Genomic DNA, 15,336 nt, shown 5'->3' with positions numbered 1-15,336 from the left:
GTTGCGCAGCGACCGCAAAATGCTGGGGCCGCTGCGCGCTGGAGCGCCAGCCCGGCCCAGCGGGAGCAAGCTCCCTCGCCACAAAAGCTCTCTGCCGCGGGTTTCTGCGGGTACAAAAAAGGCGCGTCACCCCAGTGGATGACGCGCCTTTTTTGATGCGATGAGGCGTTAGCTACCCGCCACCATCATCCGTTCGATCAGCACCGAGCCGGTGCGAATGTTGCTGCGCAGCTCCAGGTCATTCCCCACGGCAACGATCTGCTTGAACATGTCGCGCATATTGCCCGCGATGGTCACTTCCTGGACCGGGAACTGGATCTCGCCATTCTCGACCCAGAACCCCGCCGCGCCACGGGAGTAATCGCCGGTGACCATGTTCAGGCCATGCCCCATCAGTTCAGTCACCAGCAGGCCGCGGCCCATGCGTCGCAGCAAGGCCGCCTGGTCTTCTTCGCCGTGGGTCACGAACAGGTTGTGCACGCCTCCGGCATTGGCGGTACTCGGCATGCCGAGCTTGCGACCCGAGTAGGTGCCGAGGATATAGGAGACCAGCTCGCCGGTTTCCACGAACGGCTTGGCGTAGGTGGCCAGGCCGTCACCGTCGAACGCCGAGCTGCCCATGGCTTGCATCAGGTGCGGGCGCTCGTCGATGGTCATCCATTCCGGAAACAGTTTCTGGCCCAGCGAGCCTTCGAGGAACGACGATTTACGGTACAGATTGCCGCCGGACACCGCCGACAGGAAGCTGCCGAACAGCCCACCGGCCAGTTCGGCTGAGAACAGCACCGGCACTTCACAAGTCGGTACGGGCCGCGCGCCCAGGCGACTGGCTGCACGTTGCGCGGCTTTCTGGCCGATGCTCACCGGGTCCGTCAGCAAGGTGCCTTGGCGGCTCACGTCATACCAGTAGTCACGCTGCATCTGGCCGTCGGCCTCAGCGATCATCACGCAGCTGAGGCTGTGGCGGGTCGATGCATAACCGCCGATGAAACCGTGGCTGTTGCCGTAGACCCGGCAGCCCTGGTGGGTATTGAGCGTCGTGCCATCGGCATTCTTGATCCGGCTGTCGGCATCGAATGCTGCCGCTTCGCAACGCAGCGCCTGTTCAATGGCCTGCTCCGGTGTGATGTCCCAGGCATGGAACAGGTCGAAATCCTTCAGTTCCTTGCACATCAGCGCGGCATCGGCCAAGCCCGAGGCTTCGTCTTCAGAGGTGTGCTTGGCGATTGCCAGCGCAGCGGCGACGGTTTCGCGAATGGCCTCCGGACCGCTGGCCGAGGTGCTGGCCGAACCCTTGCGCTGCCCCACATACAGGGTAATGCCGAAACCCTGGTCGCGATTGAACTCAACGGTTTCCACTTCACGCTGGCGCACCGACGTCGACAGCCCCTGCTCCAGGGATACCGCCACTTCGCACGCGCTGGCGCCCTGTCGCTTGGCCTCGGCGATGATCTGCTCGACTTGTTCTTGCAGTGCCGGCAATGCTTGCGGGCCGACGCTCTGGACTGCACTCATGGGGTTCTCCACTCAAATTCTATTTTCGGTGGTCGCCATCGAGCGACCGGGCCGGACAAGCGGCCCCCGACTGGTTATCATGGCGGCGTTTCTTTGCGGACTGCCACCATGGTTGATTCTTACGACGACTCCCTCTACGAGGGTGAAAAAAGCAAATCCCAGGTCAAACGCGAGCTGCATGCTCTGGTTGACCTCGGCGAGCGCCTGACAACACTCAAGCCTGACTTGCTGGCCAAACTGCCACTGACCGACGCTTTGCGCCGGGCCCTGGCCGATGCGCCCAAGCACACCGCGAATATCGCGCGTAAACGGCACCTGCAATTCATCGGCAAACTGATGCGCGACCAGGACACTGACGCCATCCTGGTTCTGCTCGATCAACTCGATGCCTCCACCCGGCAGTACAACGAACGCTTCCACGGCCTGGAACGCTGGCGCGATCGCTTGATCGCGGGCGATGACGGCGTGCTGGAAAAATTCGTCATCGACTATCCGGAGGCTGACCGCCAACAATTGCGCTCCCTGATCCGTCAGGCCCAGCACGAATTGGCGCAGAACAAGCCGCCGGCCTCGAGCCGCAAAATCTTCAAATACATCCGTGAGCTGGACGAGACTCAACGCGGCCTGCGCTGAGTAACGCCCTCGGGTGGAGGGCTTGGCACTCCACCCGGCGCTCCCATCATGCGCCCGTGCCACCCACGGTAATCGCATCGATCTTCAGGGTCGGCTGGCCAACGCCCACCGGCACCGATTGCCCATCCTTGCCACACGTCCCGACACCGCTGTCCAGCGCCAGGTCGTTGCCGACCATCGACACCTTGCTCATCGCCTCCGGCCCGTTGCCGATCAGGGTCGCGCCCTTGACCGGTGCGGTGATCTTGCCGTCTTCGATCAGGTAGGCCTCGCTCGTGGAAAACACGAACTTGCCACTGGTGATGTCCACTTGGCCACCACCGAGATTGGCGCAGTAAATGCCCTTCTTCACCGACGCGATGATTTCGGCCGGATCGCTCTGGCCGCCCAGCATGTAAGTATTGGTCATGCGCGGCATCGGCAGGTGCGCGTAGGATTCGCGGCGACCGTTGCCGGTGCGGGCCACGCCCATCAGGCGAGCGTTGAGCTTGTCTTGCATGTAGCCCTTGAGCACGCCGTTTTCGATCAACGTGGTGCACTCGGTCGGCGTACCTTCGTCGTCGACGCTCAGGGAGCCACGACGTCCGGCGAGGGTGCCATCGTCGACGATGGTGCAGAGTTTCGAGGCGACCATTTCACCCATGCGTCCGCTGTAGGCCGAGCTGCCCTTGCGGTTGAAATCGCCTTCCAGGCCGTGGCCGACGGCTTCGTGCAACAGCACGCCTGACCAGCCCGACCCGAGCACCACCGGCAAGGTGCCAGCCGGGGCCGGGATGGCCTCCAGGTTGACCAGGGCCTGGCGCAGCGCTTCGCGGGCGTAGCCCATGGCGCGGTCTTCGCTGAGGAAATAGCGGTAGTCGGTACGTCCGCCACCGCCGTGGCCGCCGCGCTCACGACGGCCGTTCTGCTCGACGATCACGCTGACGTTGAAACGCACCAGCGGCCGTACGTCGGCGGCCAGGCCGCCATCGGTGGACGCTACCAGGATCCGTTCCCAGACCCCGGCCATGCTCACCGAGACCTGCTGGATACGCGGGTCGAGCGCGCGGGTGGCGACGTCGATGCGCTTGAGCAATTCGACTTTTTCGGCGCGGCTCATGACTTCCAGCGGATTATCCGGCGCATACAGTTGGGCCACGTCCTGGCTGCTGAACGCCTGGACCGTGCCGTTCTGCCCTGCGCGGGAGATCGAACGGGCGGCACGGGCCGCAGCGCCGAGGGCTTCGAGGGTGATGGCGTTGCTGTAGGCAAACCCGGTTTTTTCGCCGGACTGGGCACGCACACCCACGCCTTGGTCGAGGTTGAAACTGCCTTCCTTGACGATGCCGTCTTCCAGCGACCACGACTCGGAAATCTGCCCCTGGAAATACAGGTCGGCCGCATCGATGCCCGGGCCGGCCAGGTCGCCCAGCACGCCCTGCAGGCTTTCGAGGGTCACGCCACCGGGGGCTAAAAGATGTTCACTGACTGAGGACAACAACCCGCTCATAAGTTCTACGCCTTGAATTCGTCGTCTTGGACAGGCCGCCGTCGGGCGCCCTGCGAGAAAAAGCGCCGATGGCTCGCCACCGGCATGCGCGCCCGGATGGACGCTTGTTCATTGCTGTCGCGCTCGGCCAACAGCACGGCCTCCCCCTGATCCTGTTGTGCCAGCACGCGGCCCCAAGGGTCGACAATCGCGGCATGGCCAAAGGTTTCCCGTGGCCCCGGATGCATACCGCCTTGGGCGGCCGCCAGCATGTAGCACTGGGTCTCTATGGCTCGGGCGCGTATCAGCACGTCCCAATGGGCGGCGCCGGTCACCGCGGTAAAGGCCGAAGGCGCGGTGATCAATTCGGCCCCGGCCGCCCGCAACTCGCTGTAGAGTTCCGGGAAACGCAAGTCGTAGCAAACCGTCAAGCCAACCCGGCCCACCGGTGTATCGGCGACCACCACGTTGGCGCCGTAAGCATAGTCATCGGATTCGCGGTAGCGCCCGCGATTGTCCGCCACGTCCACATCAAACAGGTGCAGCTTGTCATAGCGCGCCACGACCTGGCCTTGGTCATCCACCAACAAAGAGCACGCGTGGGCCCTGGCCTCAGGCTGGTCTACCGGCGGCAACGGCAACGTCCCGGCCACAATCCATAACTTGAGGTCGCGGGCGACCTGTTTCAACCAGGGCAGGATCGGTCCCTGACCAAAGGCTTCGGCGCGCGCGATGTCGGCGACGTCCCGCCGACCCATGGCGGCGAAGTTTTCAGGCAGCACCGCCAGCCTTGCGCCACCGGCGGCAGCCTGTTCCAGCAACACGCGGGCACGGGCCAGGTTAGCGAGTACATCACTTTGGCTCACCATTTGAATCACGGCGACTGGCATGACTCCTCCCGCTATTTCGTTTGTCCGGTGTGGTAGGGCATCGATCGATCAGAACGGTTTGTCGAAGGTGATCTTCGGCTCTTTCCACGGCCCCTTGACGTCGTATCTTACGCTGGCAAAACGCGCCACGCGGTCACCGATCAGTTTGTCGATCAAAAATAACGCCCCACCCACTGCCGGTGCGCCGACGATCAGCGCGGCGATTGGCAAGTTGTTGGTCACCGGCAAGGTCACCAACAATTTGGCGTCGACCCGGTCGGCCACCATGTCCAGCGTTCCGTTGAGTTCCAGGTTGCTCGACGGCCCCGTCAGGGTGATGGGTTCGCGGGTCACATAAACCCCGTTACTCGCCACCAGCAGTCCCTTGACCCGGTCGTAACTCAGCCCCTTGCCGAACAGGTCGGAGAAATCCAGGCGCAAGCGGCGGCCAATGGAGTTGAAATTCAATAGCCCGAATACCCGTAGCGCCTGGGCACTTCCCTCGACTTCAACGAACTGCCCTTTATTGAGGGACGCATCGAGGCTACCGGAAAAACGCTTGGTGGCCACCCAGGCGGGCGAACCGGGCCAGCGGCCGTCGACATCCAGGTGAAATTCCTGGCTGGTCACGCTCGGCGCGAAGCCCCAGCCTTTGAGCACGTCGGCCAGATTCTTGCCCTTGATACGACCCTTGTACCAACTGCTGGTGGAACCGGGCAGGCCTTCCCAGGCGCCATTGCCGTTCAAGACCATGCCCTTCAGGCCCATGTCCAGATCGTTCAGCGCAATGCCCTTGCCGGTCGGGCGTACCTTCAGCGACCACGCACCGATGAGATCGGGGCCTTGGAACAACTGGTCGATGGCGATATCCATGGCCGGTATCTTGCTGGGATCGACCGAGGCCAGTGGATCCGGGGCGTTTTCGTCGGCCTGGACCGTCGGGTCGGCGGCGGGTAGCCGGACGTAATCGAGCTTGATGGCGATGGGAGCAGCTTTGGCATCCGGCAAATTGACGCTGCCCTTGGCCTGCTGGCTGTCAAGCCGCATGGCCCAAGCGTCCGGCTTACGGTCCAGTTGCACCGACGCCTGGTCCAGCGTCGTGCCCATGGCAGTAAGCTTGCCCACTTTCAGGTCGGCGCTGCTGAGTACTTGCCGGGCGCTACCGCCCGGATCCTGACCGGCGTATTTGCCAACCAGTTCCTGCCAAGGACTCACGTCCAGTTCCGACAGCGTGCCGCGCAATCGCAGCCCCTTGGCGCCAGGCAAGACCGCATCGCCCACGCCCAGCAACAATTCGCCGCGACCGTCAGCGAAGTTCCCACTCGGCGCCGCGTAAGTAAAACTGGCCAAATCGCCGTAATTGAGCCAATACCGCCGCTCCGGCCCTTGCAAGGTCATGCGAAACACTGTGTCGCGGCCAACATCCGCAGCCATGCCGAAAGGTGTCGGCAGGTCTACGGCCACGCCCTTGAGGCTGGAGCTGACCGACAACTGGCTGTCGGCACCGTCCAGGATCACTTGCAACTGGTAGGGCACGACACCGGATACCGGCAACGGCTGGGTGACATTCAGCCAATTGGTGAGTTTCTTGATTTCCACCTGCCCGGACGCGGCGACCCGGGTGTTGAGCGCACCGGCACGGCCCTCGGCGAAAATCTGCGCGGTCACGGGGCGGTCGAACGCCCGGGCCGCGATGTTCTTGCCACTCAGCCCCTTGCTGCTGTCGAAACGGAAATCGCCTTTGAGCTGGGTCAATTCCAGCGCTGGTTCGCTGAGCTTGAGCCGGGCCTTGTCGGTGGAGAAGTCCACCAGGATCTTCGGTTCCTCGCCCTTGACCAGCGGGATATCGAGTTTCACGTTGCCTTGCAGGTCGCCCTCGCCTTCCCAGCCAGCGAACGTCTCGGCCGTGCCAATCGGCGCGGTCTGGAGGATTTTCAGGCCGTCGCCCAATCCGCCGGCGAAACCGCCGTCCAACAGCAGATGAGAACTCTGCCCGCTGGGTACATGAGGGATATTCACCGCGATGTCCTTGACCTGCGTGTTCAGCAGTTGCCCTTCGCTGGCGAAGATGCGTACGCCGCTGTCTTCGACGAACACATCACCGCTGACCTTGCTGACCGAAGGCCAGCCCGGCTGGAACGCCAGCTCGGCGTCATGCACCTTGAAAAACAGGCTGATGCTGCGGTCCGCGTCCCCGGCACTTTTATTCAGCGAGCCTTGGTACTGGAAAAAACCCTCGTCCACCGCACCCTTGACGATGGCCGTGCGCAACCATTCGTCCAGCGCCGGGCTGAGGACGGCCGGCAGGTACTTGGCGGTGTAGCGCCCGTCACCGTCCACCAGGCCGACCCGCAGGTCCATGTAGTCTTCCTGGCTGTGGTCCAGATGCAGGCGGATCAGGAAATCGCCAGCAATTCGGCCTTCCTCGCCCAGCACCTTCAGATACGGCGCGATCAGGGTGAACGTCTGCTTGTCGAGCTTCCAGGTCAGCCGGGCGTTGGCCTGCTGATATTGCCAAGGTTTGGCAAAGATCGGGTCCAGGTGCAGGGAGAAATCCTTGCTGTCCATGCGCAACTCGCCACCGCCGAGGTCGCCACTGAGGCTGCCCGACACGTTGCGCGCCGCTGGGGCACCGCGATAGGCGTCAAAGCCCACGGTGTCCAGGTTGGTCGCAAAGCTGATTTTCTGGTCGCCGGTGTTTTGTGGTCGAAAGTCCACCAGGACGTTGCGCAGGCCACCGGTTACCTTGAGCCGGTCAATTGTCGTGGCAAGGCCTTCGGGCAACGGCGCCAGGGCATTGAGCAGTGGCGTGAGCGGTGTCAGGTCGAGGCGATCGGCCTGCAAATGCCAGCGTTCCTCGGTCTTGTCGGTGGCGTCACTCTGCTGCAAATGGAGACGCGATTCCCAACGGGTCTCGCCCAGGTTCATTGCCAGCGTGTCGAAGGTCGCGGTGAATCCCTGGCTGCTGCGCTGGAAATATGCGTTGAGCGCCAGGTTGTGGATTTGCACCGGTTTGCGGTCGGCATAAGCACCCTGGAGCTGCGGCGCATTCAAGCGCATGGCCGCGCTTTGCACCGTGCCCTGGCCCCAACTGAGCCAGAACTCGCCGCCGGCCTTGATCTCGGAAAAATTCCATTGTCGGGTCAGGCGCTTCGGCAGCCATTTGGACCAGTCGCTTTGCGGCAGGCTCAAATAGGCATCCGCCTCGCCATTCTTCCAGTCGCTGGCGCGAATGCGGGTACGCAGGTTGATCGCCACGGGCTGGCCGTCCGGCAACGTCAGGCGCGCGTCCAAGCGCTGGCGGGCGCCGCCGGTGCGCAAGCTCAGGCCGACGTAGGTCAGGCTCAACGGAGGATGATCCACCGGCTGCAAAGTGACCTGGCTGTCGAGCACCGACAGCTTCGAAACCATCTGCATCCGATCCAACAACTGCTGTGGATCGAATGGCTGGTCGTCCCGCACCGGCAGGCCTTCCAGCGCCCATTTGCCGTCGGTGCCTTCCTTGAGGCTGATCTTCAGGCCACTGACTTCCAGATGAGCGATGCGCACCTGGCGCGTCAGCAGGCTGTCCCAGAGGTTCGGCACGGCCCTGACCTGATCGAGGTGCAAGGCATTCGGCCCCTCCCCGACCACCACGTCGCGCGCGGCCAATATCGGCGCCAGGGCACTCCAAGTGCCTTCGAGGCTACCGACATGCACGGGTATGCCCAACGCTTCGCTGGCCCGAGTCTCGACTTCGCTGCGGTATTCGGCCACCAGCGGGACCAACTCCCGGCCGAGGCTGACGTATAACGCGAGCACCACCAGCAGCAGCGCGCACAGGCCCAGCCCCCAGCGTGTCAGCGTCGCCAAAAGGCGTGTCAGACGCTCCATGTCAGCAGTCCCCCCTGGCAAAGGCATTCAATTGCGCGGCCTTGCCATCCATGCGACTTCAGAGCAACACCACGTCGTATTGTTCCTGGGAATACATGGTTTCCACCTGGAAGCGAATCGTGCGGCCGATAAAGGCTTCCAGTTCCGCGACGTTGCCGGACTCTTCATCGAGCAGGCGGTCCACCACTTTCTGGTTAGCCAACACTCTATAGCCCGTCGCCTGGTAGGCGCGTGCCTCGCGGAGAATTTCCCGGAAGATTTCGTAACACACGGTTTCCGGAGTCTTCAGCTTGCCTCGCCCCTGGCAGCTGCTGCAGGGCTCGCAGAGCACCTGCTCAAGGCTTTCGCGGGTGCGCTTGCGGGTCATCTGCACCAGGCCCAGCTCAGTGATGCCGATGATGTTGGTCTTGGCGTGATCGCGCTCGAGTTGCTTTTCCAGGGTACGCAGCACTTGGCGCTGATGCTCTTCATCTTCCATGTCGATGAAATCGATGATGATGATTCCGCCCAGGTTGCGCAGGCGCAGTTGCCGGGCGATGGCCGTGGCCGCCTCAAGATTGGTCTTGAAGATAGTTTCTTCGAGGTTGCGATGGCCGACAAACGCCCCGGTATTGACGTCGATGGTGCTCATCGCCTCGGCCGGGTCGACCACCAGGTAACCGCCAGACTTGAGCGGCACCTTGCGTTCAAGGGCGCGCTGGATTTCGTCTTCTACGCCGTACAGGTCGAAAATCGGCCGTTCGCCAGGATAATGCTCGAGACGGTCGGCGATTTCAGGCATCAGCTCGGCGACGAATTGCGTGGTCTTCTGGAACGTTTCCCGGGAATCGATGCGGATTTTCTCGATCTTGGGGCTGACCAGGTCCCGCAGGGTCCGTAGCGCCAGGCCAAGGTCCTCGTAAATCACGCTGGGCGTGGCGATGGTCTTGATCTGCACGGCGATCTGGTCCCAAAGCCTTCGCAAGTAGCGGATATCCATCAGGATCTCGTCGGCTCCGGCGCCCTCGGCGGCGGTGCGCAGGATGAAGCCACCGGCCTCCTTGATCCCTTCTTTTTCCACGCAGTCGCTGACGACCTTCTTCAGACGCTCACGCTCGCCTTCGTCTTCGATCTTCAGCGAAATGCCGACGTGGGCAGTGCGTGGCATGTACACAAGGTAACGCGACGGAATGGACAACTGGGTGGTCAGCCGCGCGCCCTTGGAGCCGATAGGATCCTTGGTGACCTGCACCACCAGGCTCTGGCCTTCATGCACCAGCGCGCTGATGCTTTCCACCGCCGGCCCTTCGCGCATGGAAATTTCCGACGCATGGATGAACGCTGCGCGGTCCAGGCCGATGTCGACGAACGCTGCCTGCATGCCCGGCAACACCCGCACCACCTTGCCCTTGTAGATGTTGCCGACAATGCCACGCTTTTGCGTGCGCTCGACGTGAACCTCTTGCAGGACACCGTTTTCAACCACCGCTACGCGCGATTCCATCGGCGTGATGTTGATCAGGATCTCTTCACTCATGGCAGGGTCTCGTTCAGGCGTATTCACGATTATGGCCGCATCAAGTCAGACGGCGCTCAGCGCGCGCTCAAGGTTTGCCAACAGGGTATGCCGAAATGGCCGAGTAGTTCTGCGGTTTCGCACAGTGGCAGGCCGACCACGGCTGAATAACTGCCTTCCAGTCCGGCGACGAACACCGCGCCCAGGCCCTGGATACCATAGCCGCCCGCCTTGTCCCGAGGTTCGCCGCTGGCCCAATAGGCGAGCGCTTCCTGTTCGGTGATGAGGCGAAAGCACACCCGGCTGCGAACCACCCGGGTTTCGCAGTGCTGGCCGTCCACAACGGCAATGGCGGTCAGCACTTCATGGTCGCGACCGGACAGGCTCAGGAGCATCGACAGGGCGTCAGCCTGATCCACTGGTTTACCGAGAATTCGTCCCTGCAACACCACGGCGGTGTCGGCCCCGAGCACGCAGCCCTCGACGTCAGACGCCAAGGCGTGTCGCCCGGCCTCGGCCTTGCCACGCGCCAGGCGTTCGACATAGGCCGATGGGGTTTCTTGATCGAGGGGAGTTTCGTCGATGTCCGCGCTGATGGCGGTGAACGGCACGCCGATCTGCGCAAGCAGCTCACGCCGACGCGGCGAACCTGAGGCGAGGTAAAGCGGTTTCATCAAGACATCTCCCTTCCAAGGTGCGGGCCAATGCCTGACCGAATCAGTTGATTTTGAAACGCAGGCGCAAGCCACGCAAACCGAAGCTTATCCACGGCCAGAGCAAGGCACTGACCAAGGCCGGCAGCACCAGCGCCAGGGTAGGCTGACGATTGCCGGTCAGCGCGCTGAGCCATAGCTGTACCAGCTGCGCCAGGCCAAAGATCACCAGGATCACCAGGCACTGTTGCCACATCGGGAACATCCGCAGGCGTTGTTGCAGCGACAGCACCAGGAAAGTGATCAGCGTCAGGATCAATGCGTTTTGCCCCAGCAACGTGCCGTAAAGCACGTCTTCGGCCAAGCCAAGGCACCAGGCGGTGACCATGCCAACCTTGTGCGGCAAGGCCAACGCCCAGAAGGCCAGCAACAGGGCCAGCCACAGTGGCCGGAGGATTTCCATGAACTGCGGCAGCGGTGAAATGCTGAGCAGCAGGCCGATGGCGAAAGTCAGCCAGACCATCCAGCCGTTACCGGATCGAGTACTGCTCATTCTTCTCGTGCTCCCCTAGTGGCAGGCGCGGTGGCGGGCGTCGAGGCCGGCGGTTTGGCTGCAGGTCTTGCAGGCTGGGTCGCCGGCTGATGGGCGGCTGGACGGGCGGGGGTCGCGGCAGGTGCGGCCGGGGGCGTCGTGGCCGGGGGCGTGGCAGCGGGTGTTGCTGCTTGGGGCTTGGGCACCGTGGTCGGAACAGGCACAGGCGCTGGCGCGGCCGGAGCGGCCGATTCGCCACCCTGCCGGTCCTGGACTTCCTGGGCCACCGCCGCATCGTTGGCGCGTTCTTCAGGCGTGCGATTGTCGCTGAAAACCAGCAGCAGGTAGCGACTGCGGTTCAACGCGGCCGTCGGCACTGCCCGCACGATCGCGAACGGCTGGCCGGAGTCGTGGATGACTTCCTTGACCGTTGCCACCGGATAACCGGCCGGGAACCGCTGGCCGAGGCCGGAACTGACCAGCAAGTCGCCTTCCTTGATGTCGGCAGTGTCCGCCACGTGGCGCAGCTCCAGGCGTTCCGGGTTGCCGGTGCCGCTGGCAATCGCCCGCAAGCCGTTGCGATTGACCTGCACGGGAATACTGTGGGTGGTATCGGTCAGTAGCAGGACACGGGACGTATAGGGCATCAACTCCACCACCTGGCCCATCAGGCCACGGGCGTCGAGCACCGGCTGGCCGAGGACCACGCCGTCGCGCTCACCCTTGTTGATGATGATGCGGTGGGTGAAGGGGTTGGGGTCCATGCCGATCAACTCGGCCACTTCGACCTTCTCGTTGACCAGCGCGGAGGAGTTGAGCAACTCGCGCAACCGCACGTTCTGCTCGGTGAGGGCCGCCAGCTTCTGCATGCGCCCCTGCAACAGCAGGTTTTCGGTCTTGAGTTTTTCGTTTTCGGCGACCAGTTCGGTCCGGCTGCCAAACTGACTGGCCACACCTTGCCACAACCGTTGCGGCAGGTCGGTGATCCAGTAGGACTCCATCAACACCAGCGACATCTGGCTGCGCACTGGCTTGAGCAGCGTGAAACGGGCGTCGACCACCATCAGCGCGACCGACAGCACGGTCAACACCAGAAGGCGCACACCCAGTGAGGGGCCTTTGGCGAAAAGCGGTTTAATAGGCCGCTCCTCCCAGGCAAATGTTTTCTTTATTCATACGGCATCAAACCGGCCTGGATACGAATGACAGAAGATAAACGCCAACGGGCAGCACTGCAAAGTGCTGCCCGGGCGCAAACAACATAGACCACTCAGCCAGACTTATTCGCTGGAGAGCAGGTCCATGGTGTGCTTGTCCATCATTTCCAGCGCACGGCCACCGCCGCGGGCAACGCAGGTCAAAGGGTCTTCGGCAACGATCACCGGCAGGCCGGTTTCCTGGGCCAGCAGTTTGTCGAGGTCACGCAACAGCGCGCCACCACCGGTCAGCACCAGGCCGCGCTCGGCGATGTCCGAGGCCAGTTCCGGCGGCGACTGCTCCAGGGCGCTCTTGACGGCCTGGACGATGGTCGCCAGTGACTCTTGCAGCGCTTCGAGCACCTCGTTGGAATTGAGGGTGAACGCCCGTGGAACGCCTTCGGCCAGGTTGCGACCGCGTACGTCGACTTCGCGCACTTCACCGCCCGGGTAGGCCGTGCCGATTTCCTGCTTGATGCGCTCGGCGGTGGATTCGCCGATCAGGCTGCCGTAGTTGCGGCGCACGTAGGTGATGATCGCTTCGTCGAAACGGTCGCCGCCCACACGCACGGACTCGGCGTAGACCACACCGTTGAGGGAGATCAAGGCGATCTCGGTGGTACCACCACCGATGTCGACGACCATCGAACCGCGCGCTTCTTCCACCGGCAGGCCGGCACCGATGGCTGCGGCCATTGGTTCTTCGATCAGGAACACTTCGCGGGCACCGGCACCGAGGGCCGATTCACGGATGGCGCGACGCTCCACCTGGGTGGATTTGCACGGCACGCAGATCAGCACGCGAGGGCTGGGCTGCAGGAAACTGTTTTCGTGAACCTTGTTGATGAAGTACTGCAGCATCTTTTCGCAGACGCTGAAGTCGGCGATCACGCCGTCTTTCATAGGGCGAATGGCTGCAATGTTGCCCGGCGTACGGCCCAGCATGCGCTTGGCTTCCGTACCGACAGCCACGACACTCTTCTGGTTACCGTGGGTGCGGATAGCCACGACCGAGGGTTCATTCAGGACGATACCGCGCTCGCGCACGTAAATAAGGGTGTTGGCAGTGCCCAGGTCGATGGAAAGATCGCTGGAAAACATGCCACGCAGTTTCTTGAACATGGGAAAGGGACCCTAGGCAACGCGTGGGTAAAAAAGTGCGGCAAACTCTAACAACGACAGGGATTTTGGGCAAGGCGCCAATATGTTAAATTGGCCGCTTTTCTGTGCACCAAACCCCACAATCGCGGGTATAGACCCGTAGAAATGCGGTAGTGTTCCGACAATCTAACACACGGACAGACTGCGTCCGTTTTGTTTTCCACTGGAGAATCCCATGGCGCTTGAACGCTCCGACGTGGAAAAAATCGCTCATCTGGCCTGCTTGGGCCTCAATGAAGCCGATCTTCCACACATTACTGCTGCCCTGAACAGCATTCTAGGGCTGGTCGACGAGATGCAAGCGGTCGATACCGACGGTATCGAACCGCTGGCCCACCCACTGGAAGCCAGCCAGCGCCTGCGCGCCGACGTCGTCACCGAGTCGAATAATCGCGAGGCCTACCAGTCCATCGCACCTGCGGTCGAAAACGGCCTGTACCTGGTTCCGAAAGTCATCGACTAAAGGGAAAGAGCCTCTCATGCATCACATGACCCTGGCCGAGATCGCCCGCGGACTCGCCGATAAAAAGTTTTCTTCCGAAGAGCTGACCAAGACCCTGCTGGCGCGCATCGCCCAGCTCGACCCGCAGCTCAACAGTTTCATCAGCCTCACCGAAGAACTGGCCCTGAGCCAGGCCAAGGCCGCCGACGCCCGTCGCGCCAACGGTGAGAGCGGCGCCCTGCTCGGTGCGCCGATTGCCCACAAAGACCTGTTCTGCACCCAGGGCATCCGCACCAGTTGCGGCTCGAAGATGCTCGATAACTTCAAGGCGCCGTACGACGCCACCGTCGTCGCCAAGTTGGCCGCCGCCGGCACCGTGACCCTGGGCAAGACCAACATGGACGAATTCGCCATGGGTTCTGCCAACGAGTCGAGCTACTACGGCGCGGTGAAAAACCCGTGGAACCTGGAACATGTCCCGGGCGGTTCGTCCGGCGGTTCCGCCGCCGCCGTGGCCGCGCGCCTGTTGCCCGCTGCCACCGCGACCGACACCGGCGGCTCGATCCGCCAGCCAGCCGCGTTCACCAACCTCACCGGGCTCAAGCCGACCTACGGTCGCGTCTCGCGCTGGGGCATGATCGCCTACGCCTCCAGCCTCGACCAGGGCGGCCCGCTGGCGCGCACCGCCGAAGACTGCGCGATCCTGCTGCAAGGCATGGCCGGCTTCGACCCGAACGATTCCACCAGCATCGATGAGCCGGTGCCGGACTACAGCGCCGGCCTCAACGGCTCGCTGCAAGGCCTGCGCATCGGCGTACCGAAGGAATACTTCGGCGCCGGCCTCGACCCGCGCATCGCCGAGCTGATCCAAGACAGCATCAAGGCGCTGGAAAAGCTCGGCGCCGTGATCAAGGAAATCAGCCTGCCGAACATGCAGCACGCCATCCCGGCGTACTATGTGATCGCCCCGGCGGAAGCGTCCTCGAACCTCTCGCGCTTCGACGGCGTGCGCTTCGGCCATCGCTGCGAGAACCCGCAAAACCTCATCGATCTGTACAAGCGCTCCCGTGGCGAAGGCTTCGGCGCCGAAGTGCAACGCCGGATCATGGTCGGCGCCTACGCGCTGTCCGCTGGCTACTACGATGCCTACTACCTCAAGGCGCAAAAAATCCGCCGCCTGGTAAAAAACGACTTCATGGCCGCCTTCAACGAGGTCGACATCATCCTCGGCCCAACCACGCCGAACCCGGCCTGGAAACTCGGCGCCAAGAACAGCGACCCGGTCGCTGCCTACCTGGAAGACGTCTACACCATCACCGCCAACCTCGCCGGCTTGCCAGGCTTGTCCATGCCGGCCGGTTTCGTCGATGGCCTGCCGGTGGGCGTGCAGCTGCTCGCGCCGTATTTCCAGGAAGGCCGCCTGCTCAATGTCGCTCATCAGTACCAGCTGAACACTGATTGGCACACCCGCACCCCAACCGGCTTCTGAGGAGAAACAC

The 15,336-nt window shown here is 62.8% G+C and carries 12 protein-coding genes; 3 read left to right on the top strand and 9 right to left on the bottom strand.

Features of this window, described 5'->3' with window-relative positions; translation table 11 throughout:
- Positions 1–168: 168 nt before the first annotated feature.
- Positions 169–1,515 (bottom strand): metalloprotease PmbA, encoded by a 1,347-nt coding sequence (pmbA, locus tag HU762_RS14410; RefSeq protein ID WP_186638018.1) that lies wholly within the window; start codon positions 1,513–1,515, stop codon positions 169–171.
- A gap of 108 nt (positions 1,516–1,623) precedes the next feature.
- Between pmbA and yjgA the strand changes: the two genes are divergently transcribed.
- On the top strand, positions 1,624–2,148 hold the full coding sequence (yjgA, locus tag HU762_RS14405; RefSeq protein ID WP_186613398.1) for a ribosome biogenesis factor YjgA: 525 nt from the start codon (positions 1,624–1,626) through the stop codon (positions 2,146–2,148).
- A 46-nt stretch (positions 2,149–2,194) separates the two neighbouring features.
- Here yjgA and tldD read toward each other — a convergent pair whose 3' ends face one another.
- The 8 genes from tldD to mreB form a co-directional block, all read right to left on the bottom strand.
- Positions 2,195–3,637 carry a metalloprotease TldD gene (tldD, locus tag HU762_RS14400; protein ID WP_003197828.1) on the bottom strand — a complete coding sequence of 481 codons (1,443 nt, stop codon included), beginning with the start codon at positions 3,635–3,637 and terminating at the stop codon, positions 2,195–2,197.
- Between the two features lie 5 nt (positions 3,638–3,642).
- Positions 3,643–4,506, bottom strand: a complete 864-nt coding sequence (locus tag HU762_RS14395) for a carbon-nitrogen hydrolase family protein (RefSeq protein WP_186638015.1) — start codon at positions 4,504–4,506, stop codon at positions 3,643–3,645.
- A 48-nt stretch (positions 4,507–4,554) separates the two neighbouring features.
- Positions 4,555–8,358, bottom strand: a complete 3,804-nt coding sequence (locus HU762_RS14390) for a YhdP family protein (RefSeq protein ID WP_186638012.1) — start codon at positions 8,356–8,358, stop codon at positions 4,555–4,557.
- Between the two features lie 58 nt (positions 8,359–8,416).
- Positions 8,417–9,874 carry a ribonuclease G gene (gene rng / locus HU762_RS14385; protein WP_186613392.1) on the bottom strand — a complete coding sequence of 486 codons (1,458 nt, stop codon included), beginning with the start codon at positions 9,872–9,874 and terminating at the stop codon, positions 8,417–8,419.
- 56 nt (positions 9,875–9,930) lie between these two features.
- Positions 9,931–10,527 carry a Maf family protein gene (locus HU762_RS14380; RefSeq protein WP_186638008.1) on the bottom strand — a complete coding sequence of 199 codons (597 nt, stop codon included), beginning with the start codon at positions 10,525–10,527 and terminating at the stop codon, positions 9,931–9,933.
- Between the two features lie 43 nt (positions 10,528–10,570).
- Positions 10,571–11,059 (bottom strand): rod shape-determining protein MreD, encoded by a 489-nt coding sequence (mreD, locus tag HU762_RS14375; protein WP_186638006.1) that lies wholly within the window; start codon positions 11,057–11,059, stop codon positions 10,571–10,573.
- On the bottom strand, positions 11,056–12,177 hold the full coding sequence (gene mreC / locus HU762_RS14370) for a rod shape-determining protein MreC (protein WP_186638414.1): 1,122 nt from the start codon (positions 12,175–12,177) through the stop codon (positions 11,056–11,058). Before mreC ends, mreD begins: the two co-directional genes overlap by 4 nt.
- A gap of 141 nt (positions 12,178–12,318) precedes the next feature.
- Positions 12,319–13,356, bottom strand: coding sequence for a rod shape-determining protein MreB (gene mreB, locus HU762_RS14365; protein ID WP_002555108.1), 1,038 nt, complete (start codon positions 13,354–13,356; stop codon positions 12,319–12,321).
- Between the two features lie 214 nt (positions 13,357–13,570).
- On the opposite strand from mreB, the gene gatC reads away from it, so the two are divergent.
- Complete coding sequence (gatC, locus tag HU762_RS14360) at positions 13,571–13,858, top strand: Asp-tRNA(Asn)/Glu-tRNA(Gln) amidotransferase subunit GatC (protein ID WP_186613387.1); 288 nt, start codon at positions 13,571–13,573, stop codon at positions 13,856–13,858.
- Between the two features lie 16 nt (positions 13,859–13,874).
- Complete coding sequence (gene gatA / locus HU762_RS14355) at positions 13,875–15,326, top strand: Asp-tRNA(Asn)/Glu-tRNA(Gln) amidotransferase subunit GatA (protein ID WP_186638003.1); 1,452 nt, start codon at positions 13,875–13,877, stop codon at positions 15,324–15,326.
- Positions 15,327–15,336 lie beyond the last annotated feature (10 nt).

It is taken from the genome of Pseudomonas sp. SWRI92, assembly GCF_014268685.1.
GTDB lineage: Bacteria > Pseudomonadota > Gammaproteobacteria > Pseudomonadales > Pseudomonadaceae > Aquipseudomonas > Aquipseudomonas marvdashtae.
The sequence above is the reverse complement of the archived record's forward strand: the minus strand, read 5'-3'. Positions and strand labels throughout refer to the sequence as shown.

Coding starts and splice junctions, on each gene's coding strand:
- pmbA (WP_186638018.1), bottom strand. CDS start 1,515: ATGAGTGCAGTCCAGAGCGTCGGCCCGCAAGCATTGCCGGCACTGCAA.
- yjgA (WP_186613398.1), top strand. CDS start 1,624: ATGGTTGATTCTTACGACGACTCCCTCTACGAGGGTGAAAAAAGCAAA.
- tldD (WP_003197828.1), bottom strand. CDS start 3,637: ATGAGCGGGTTGTTGTCCTCAGTCAGTGAACATCTTTTAGCCCCCGGT.
- HU762_RS14395 (WP_186638015.1), bottom strand. CDS start 4,506: ATGCCAGTCGCCGTGATTCAAATGGTGAGCCAAAGTGATGTACTCGCT.
- HU762_RS14390 (WP_186638012.1), bottom strand. CDS start 8,358: ATGGAGCGTCTGACACGCCTTTTGGCGACGCTGACACGCTGGGGGCTG.
- rng (WP_186613392.1), bottom strand. CDS start 9,874: ATGAGTGAAGAGATCCTGATCAACATCACGCCGATGGAATCGCGCGTA.
- HU762_RS14380 (WP_186638008.1), bottom strand. CDS start 10,527: ATGAAACCGCTTTACCTCGCCTCAGGTTCGCCGCGTCGGCGTGAGCTG.
- mreD (WP_186638006.1), bottom strand. CDS start 11,059: ATGAGCAGTACTCGATCCGGTAACGGCTGGATGGTCTGGCTGACTTTC.
- mreB (WP_002555108.1), bottom strand. CDS start 13,356: ATGTTCAAGAAACTGCGTGGCATGTTTTCCAGCGATCTTTCCATCGAC.
- gatC (WP_186613387.1), top strand. CDS start 13,571: ATGGCGCTTGAACGCTCCGACGTGGAAAAAATCGCTCATCTGGCCTGC.
- gatA (WP_186638003.1), top strand. CDS start 13,875: ATGCATCACATGACCCTGGCCGAGATCGCCCGCGGACTCGCCGATAAA.